At 72.6% G+C, this 720-nt stretch carries 2 protein-coding genes; one reads left to right on the top strand and one right to left on the bottom strand.

Annotation, left to right across the window (positions count from 1 at the left end; translation table 11 throughout):
• Positions 1-379 (top strand): SLAC1 family transporter (locus tag HUK84_RS21395; protein WP_456306690.1); only part of this gene is annotated, 379 nt, incomplete at its 5' end.
• A 19-nt stretch (positions 380-398) separates the two neighbouring features.
• On the opposite strand, the gene HUK84_RS21400 is transcribed toward HUK84_RS21395, so the two are convergent.
• Positions 399-720: EamA family transporter (locus tag HUK84_RS21400; RefSeq protein ID WP_176641948.1), on the bottom strand; the 322-nt coding region annotated here is incomplete at its 5' end.

Below are 720 nucleotides of genomic sequence, written 5' to 3' on the forward strand. Positions count from 1 at the left end.
CCAGGACGCGCCGGCGATCTGCGACGCCAACGGCATGGTGGCGCTCGGGCCCGTGGCCGCCGGCGCCGGCATCGTCGGCGGGACGATCCTGTGGGGCTATGGCGCGTGGTGGCTGATGTTCGGGGTTGCGACTGCCCTGCGCTATCTGCGGCAGGGGTTGCCGTTCAACCTGGGGTGCTGGGGGTTCACCTTCCCGCTGGGGGTCTATGCCCTGGCTACCCTGACCCTGGCGCGCCAGACGCACCTGGCGCTGCTGGCGGTGATCGGCGGCGTGCTGGTGGCGGGGCTGGCGGTGATCTGGGCCATCGTCGCGGCGCATACGCTGCGCGGAGCCTGGCGGCGCACCCTGTTCGCAGCGCCCTGTCTCGGCCTGCCATAACGGCGGAAGGCGGGGGCGCTCAGGGCTCGCCGGCCGTCGCCGCTGTGGGCCGGGCCGCGCGGGGAACCATCACGCCGCCGATCGAAGCCGCCACGATGCACAGGATGCCGATCCATTGCGAGGGGGCCAGGCGTTCGCCCAGCAGGGCCAGCCCGATCAGGGCCGCCATCACCGGGTCCAGGCTGGCCAGGATGCCGTACTGCCGGGCGTTCAGATGCTTCATCGCCAGCATTTCCAGCGTATAGGGCAGCGCCGAGGACAGCACGGCCACCACGCCTGCCAGCGCGGCGGCGGCGGGATGGGCCGCAACATGCGGCAGGGTGGGCACGAAGACCGGCGTC

This window comes from Nguyenibacter vanlangensis, assembly GCF_013376155.1.
GTDB classification, from domain to species: Bacteria; Pseudomonadota; Alphaproteobacteria; order Acetobacterales; family Acetobacteraceae; genus Gluconacetobacter; species Gluconacetobacter vanlangensis.